At 66.5% G+C, this 6,706-nt stretch carries 2 protein-coding genes; both read right to left on the bottom strand.

Annotated elements, in window-relative coordinates; genetic code table 11:
- The coding region (locus RDCOP1_RS21030) for a non-ribosomal peptide synthetase (protein WP_255311429.1) at positions 1-1,788 on the bottom strand (1,788 nt) is incomplete at its 3' end.
- Positions 1,789-2,198: 410 nt separating this feature from the next.
- Positions 2,199-6,706: condensation domain-containing protein (locus RDCOP1_RS21035; RefSeq protein WP_143152206.1), on the bottom strand; the 4,508-nt coding region annotated here is incomplete at its 5' end.

A 6,706-nucleotide genomic window follows, 5' to 3' on the forward strand; every position in this document is an offset into this window, starting at 1 on the left:
AATCTGTGCCAGACGCTCCCGCGCCGACAGCACCACACCCGGCCCGCCACCGGCCTCCGACACCCGCGCCGCCAGCTCCTCCACGGACGACGCCTCGAACACCACCGGCACCGCGATCCGATGCCCCACCCGCGCCGACAGCCTCGCCACCAAACGCGTCGCCGCCAAGGAATTACCGCCCAGGTCCACAAACGAGTCGTCCAACCCGACCCGCTCGAGACCCAGCACCTGCGCCACCTCCGACGCCACCAACTCCTCCACCGGCGTCCGAGGCGCGCGATACTCCCGCACTTCGAACACCGGCTCCGGCAACGCTGCTCGATCCACCTTGCCCACTGCCGTCAACGGCACCGAATCGAGCACCACCACCAACGTGGGCACCATGAACCCCGGCAACACCTCGGCCGCAGCCGCACGCACCCGATCCCCCTCGAGCACCGCCGCCGGCTCTGGCACCACATACGCCACCAACGCCGACTCACCCGATGGCAACGATGTCCCCACCGTCACCGCAAACCCCACGCCGGGCAGCGACGACAGCACCGCGTCGATCTCCCCCAGCTCGACCCGGAATCCCCGGATCTTCACCTGGAAATCACTGCGCCCCACATACTCCAACACGCCGTCGGCACCACGGCGCACCAGATCTCCGGTCCGGTACATCCGCCCACCCGCACCGAACGGATCCGCAACGAACCGCGCCGCGGTCAGCGCGACCCGACCGTGATAACCCCGCGCCACCTGCGCCCCCGCCACGTACAACTCCCCCACCACGCCCTCGGGAACCGGCCGCAGACGCTCATCGAGCACGAAACACCCCACCCCCGCGATCGCCGACCCGATCGTCACCGGCGCACCCGGCACCAACTCTCCCGAGCTCGCCAGGATCGTCGTCTCCGTCGGTCCGTACGCATTGAAGAACCGGCGACCCTCGACCGCCCACCGCCGCACCAACTCCGGCGCGAACGACTCACCCGCAACCACCACCACACGCAACGAATCCATACCGGCCGGATCCATCGTCCCCAACGCGCCCGGCGTCATCAACACATGCGACACCGACTGCGTCACAATCACATCCGCCAGTTCGGCGCCACCACCGACACCTGCCGGCGCCACCACCACCGTCGCACCCGCCGAGAAAGCCACACCCAGCTCGAGCAACGACACATCGAAACTCGGCGAACACACATGCAACACCCGAGACGACGACTCCACCCCGAAATGCTCACGCTCAGCCGAAATCACGCCACCGACACCCGAATGCGATACCACCACGCCCTTCGGCCGCCCCGTCGAACCTGACGTGTAGATCATCCACGCCGCATCCGACGCTTCCAGCGAGCGCACCCGATCCGCATACGACACCGGCCGCGACGACAGCGCGTCCACCTGCGCGACCACCGACACATCGTCGACGGCAACCACAGGCACCGACCCCGCCACCGACGACACTGTCTGCACCGACGACCCCACCGACAGACACAACACCGCGCCGGAGTCGGACACCATGAACTGCACGCGCTCAGCCGGATAACCCGGATCCACGGGCACGAAAGTCGCCCCCGACTTCGCCACCGCCCACAACACCACAACCGACAGCAGCGAGCGCGGCACCGCGACCACCACTGCATCGCCCGGTCCGACACCCCGACCGATCAGCCACCGCGCCCACCGCGACGACACCTCGTCCAGCTCGCGATACGACAACGACCCCTCGGCTGCGACCACCGCCACCGCGTCACCACGGGACTCCACCGCCGACACCAGCAACTGCGGCAACAGCACACCGCGCCGACCGTGCGCGCGGTTTCCTCGCGCCGGTCGAGGAGCACGTTCGGCACGTGGTGCCCGTTCGGCACGTGGTGCCCGTTCGGGTCGCTGGCTACGTGCACCGGTACGGGCGCTTGCCGCGTCGCGGGACTCCGGACCTGCCGATCGAGATGCGTTCACCGGAGTGGCCTCGTTCGAACCGCCGTCGTGTCGTGACATGGAAAGCCCACACCCTTCGCTTCAGATAATCCAGTGGTCGCGCCCGTAATCGAACAAGCACTTCGCCGCCTCGAAACGGGCGACGCTAATCGAAAGTAATCTTCCCGGTCCATCCCCGGAGCAGGCCCCGACGTTACCCGCGGTGCCTCCGGCGGTGCGGGATCCGGGCCACCGGTGGGGCCGAAGCCGAATCGGCCCCACCGGAATCAGCCCAGGTCGGGAAGCTGGTACACGCGGTGCGCGGCACCCCACTCCTCCAGCGGTACCCCGGATACGTCGTCGAGCACAACGACGGCTGCGAGATCCTCGAGTGTCCCCGGTTCCAACGTGCCCAGCGACGCGCCCGGCAGATGGACGTGTGTCACCCACTGGTCGTACAGCACCCCGTCGAGGCCCGGACCCGATGTGGCGTCCGCGGGCACAACTACGACCACGGCACCTGTCGCGGTCACGACCAAGGGTTCGAGTGCCACGACCTCGACGTCGACACTGCCCACAACGGCACTTCTGGACTCGTACGTCAGCCCGTACTTCTCGCGCAGCGACCCGATACGGTCGATCAGTTCCTCGTTGGTGAACGTCTTCGATGCTGTGACGACTGCGGGGTCGGTCGCACCGACCGGCCGTATTCTGTCGCTGTACGTCACGGGATCCGACGGCAGAGCGGCCAGTTCGTCGCACACATCCGGATCGTCGACGACGATCCGTTCCCCATCGGGCGAGGAAACGCCGGCAACCGTGAGGGTCACCACAGGCCCCTGCGGTAGGTCCGGTATCTCCCGGCCGGGTTCGATCACGGCGAGGGCCGCGCCGGTCTTGACGACCGCCCATGCAGCGACCACCGACTCCACCGATCGGGAGATCGCCACCGCAACCACGTCGCCGGTGCCGACCCCGCGGCCGATGAGGAGCCTGGCGAGACGCGACGAGCGCGCGTCGAGTTCCCGATACGGGATCTCGGTGCCCTGGCCTCCGACCGACGGATCTGCCGGTACCGCCAGAGCGGGGGCCGACGGATCCTCTTCGACCACCTCCGCCAGGACCGTGGCGAGTGTCCGCGCTCCGGTGTCGACGGCGCCTGCGGACGGCCCGGACTCGGCGACGAGACGTGCGCGTTCGTCCGCATCGACCAGGTCGATGTCGCCGACAGCTCCTTCCGGCTCGGACACGAACGAATCCAGTACTCGCACGAGCTGTTCCGAGATCCGTCCGATCCCTGCCTCGTCGAAGAACCTCTCCAGGTACTTGAACGTCAGCTCGAGTTGTCGATCCGCAACGGCCATCAGCGTGATCGGGTAGTGCGTGGCATCGTCCAGCACCACGTCGGTGATCGTCATACCGTCGAGGGATCCGGCCGCGTCGGTCAACGCCTCCCTGTCGATCGGATACGACTCGAACACCAGCAACGAATCGAACCCGATCGGGGTCCCGATCCGCTGCTCGATCTCCGACAGCCCGACGTAGTGGTGATCCAGCAGGTCGGCTTGTTCCGATTGCACGCGGCGCAGCATCTGCACTACGGGTTCGTCCGGGTGGATCCGGACCCGCACGGGCAGTGTGTTGATGAACAGGCCCACCATCGTCTCCACGCCCGGCAGGTCTGCGGGGCGACCCGAGACGGTCGCACCGAACACGACGTCGGCGCGACCTGTGATCCTGCCCAGTAGAACGCCCCACGCAGCCTGGACGAGTGTGTTGACCGTGACGCCGCTTTCGGTGGCGAGCGCGGTCAGCCGCGCTGTTCGGTCGGTGTCGACGAGGACCGACATCTTCGACATCGTGTCGTTGTCCGCGTCCCGCCGGACCGGAGCGACAATCGTCGGTTCCGAGATGCCGCCCATCGCCTCGGCCCACCTGTCCAGCGACGCAGCATGGTCCTGCTGCTCGAGCCACGCGAGGAAGTTCGCGTAGGAACGCGTAGGTGGCAGGGCCTCACGGTCACCGCGCAGCACGTACAGAGCCATGAGGTCCTGCATGAGCAACGGCATCGACCAGCCGTCCAGAAGGATGTGGTGGGCGGTGACCGCCAGGTGATAGCGGTCCTCGTGCGACTTCACGAGCAGGAATCGAATGAGAGGCGCACGCTCCATGTCGAAACGCCGAGCCTGTTCCTCGGCCAGCAGCGCCGGCACCCCACTATCACCGGCACCGCCGGAGAGATCGCTCGCTTCGATGACCCGCCAAGGCAACTCGACCTGGTCGAGAACGAGTTGCAGCGATCGGCCTGCCTCGTCGGTGACGAACACGGCCCGCAGATTCCTGTGTCTGTCGAGCAGGGCTTGTCCCGCGCGTCGCAGACGATCGGGGTCGACGTCGCCGCCGAGATCGAGGACCGCCTGCATCGTATAGACATCGGTGCGTTCGTCGGCCGTCATCGAAGCGTGGAAGAGCAAACCCGATTGCAACGGCGACAGCGACCACACGTCCGTGAGCGACGGGTATCGCTGCTCCCAGATCTCGATGTCGCTCTGGTCGAGGTCGACGAGAGGGAGATCCGACGGTGTCAGCCCACCGGCACCGGGCGAAGACCCGTGCCGTGCAAGCGCATCGAGCGCTTCCAGCCAATGCTGCGACAGCTCGTCGATATCGTCACGGTCGAACAACCCGGCGGGGAACGCGATGGTCGTATCAAGGCGCGTGCCATCGGAGCCATCCGAGATCACAGCCTCGATATCGACGCTGACGTCAGCCGGAATCGCCGTAGACAGATGCACTTCCAGTTCGCCGAGGGCACGGGTCGGTGTCCAGACGGACTCGGTCGCGCCCTGCTCTGCATCCGAGCGCGACCTCCGGTCCAGGTAGCTGAAACGCACCTGCGGCGACCGCTCCACCGATGCCAGGCGATCCCGTGCCTCCGGATCGAGATACCGCAGCACGCCGAATCCGGTCCCGCCGGCGGGGATGGCCAGCAGCTGCTCCTTGACCGCCTTCATCGCTGCGCCCATCGCCGGCCCACCCGCGAACGCCTCGTCGATATCCACACCGGCAAGTTCGACTCGCACCGGATACGCAGCGGTGAAGCAACCCACGGTTCGTTGCAGGTCGGCCCCGGCCACCGCGGTGTCCGCACGTACGTCGGCCTCGAACCGGACCAGCGCGGACGACGACTCCACACCACGATCGCGGCGCCAGCGCACCAATGCCAAACCGAGGGCCGTCATCAGGCCGTCGGTGATCGCGCCATTGAACAGCACCGGCACCGAGGTCAGCAGCGCGTCGGTGTCGACGGCAGGAACGGACACCTCCAGCCGTTGCACCGTCGAAGTCGTATCGACGGCCGGATCGAACGGTCTCATCCCCATTTCGGGATCCGGTCCGTCCAATGCGCGCTCCCACCAGGACAACTCGGATCTGTATTCGGGTGCGACCTCGAGAACGCCGTGCGACCACCGCCGCAGTGACGTGCCGACGGCGGGAAGTCGCGGTTTCTGTCCCGTGGCGATCTGCTGCCATGCCAGACCGAGGTCGTGAAGGATGATGCGCCACGAACCGTCGTCGACCACCAGACGGTGTGCGACAAGGAGCAGGATTCCCTTTCGCTCGCCCGGGCCGAAATCGAGCCAGACGAGACGCAGCATCGACCCGGCGTACGGATCGAGGGCAGTGAGAGCGGAGTCGAGGTGCGGTCGTGCGATCTCGGTGATCCGGGCATCGTCGGTATCGGCCGGAACCTCGACCCTGACGAGCAGTTGCGCCGGATCGACGGTGCCTGCGCTGCGTACGCGCAGCATCGGTTCACCGTCGACGCCACCTTCGAGGGCCGAACGCAGTGCATCGTGGTGATCCACCACGACGCCGATCGTGCGCTCGAGTGCATTCCGGTCGATATCCGACGGGAGGTCCACGGCGACGATCTGTCCGGCGTGGTCGAAGCCACCCGGCCGGCTCAGCACTTCGCGCATACCCGGCGTGAGCGGAACCTCGCCGATTCCACCGCCCGGCAACTCTTCCAGCGACGCCGGCCGGGTGGTCTCTGCCCACGTAGCCACTTCGGCGAGTCCCGCAACCGAACGACGACCGAACACGTCTCGCGGCGTGAAGATCACACCTCTGGCCTTTGCCCGCGACACCAATTGGATCGATACGATGCTGTCCCCACCGAGCGCGAAGAAGTCGTCGTCCGCACCGATCTTGTCGACATCCAGAACTTCGGCGAACACGTCCGCGATGATCTGTTCGATCCGGGACTCGGGCGCGCGGAACTCCGTTACCTCGACCACCGGATCCGGCAACGCCCTACGATCCAACTTGCCATTAGCATTGAGAGGCAACCCCTCGAGCACCACAAAAGCCGACGGCACCATATACCCCGGCACACTCCGACCCAACTCGACTGCAACCTCACCTGTATCGAGATCCGCATCCGGCCGAGCCACCAGATACGCAACCACACGCGTACCCACACGCTCACTCTCACGAGCAACCACAGCCACATCACGAATGCCATCCATTCGCCGCAGCGCCGACTCGATCTCACCGAGTTCGATACGGAAACCACGAACCTTCACCTGAAAGTCCGTACGACCCACATACTCGAGCTCACCCTCGCTCGTCCACGCCACCAGATCGCCTGTGCGGTACAACCTCTCACCATCACCCCACGGCGACGCCACGAACCGCTCCGCCGTGAGATCCGGCCGCGCAAAATACCCACGGGCAAGCTGCGCACCCGCAAGATACAACTCACCCGGAACACCCACCGGCACCGGCTGCA

This window comes from Rhodococcus coprophilus NBRC 100603, from assembly GCF_001895045.1.
GTDB classification, from domain to species: domain Bacteria; phylum Actinomycetota; class Actinomycetes; order Mycobacteriales; family Mycobacteriaceae; genus Rhodococcus; species Rhodococcus coprophilus.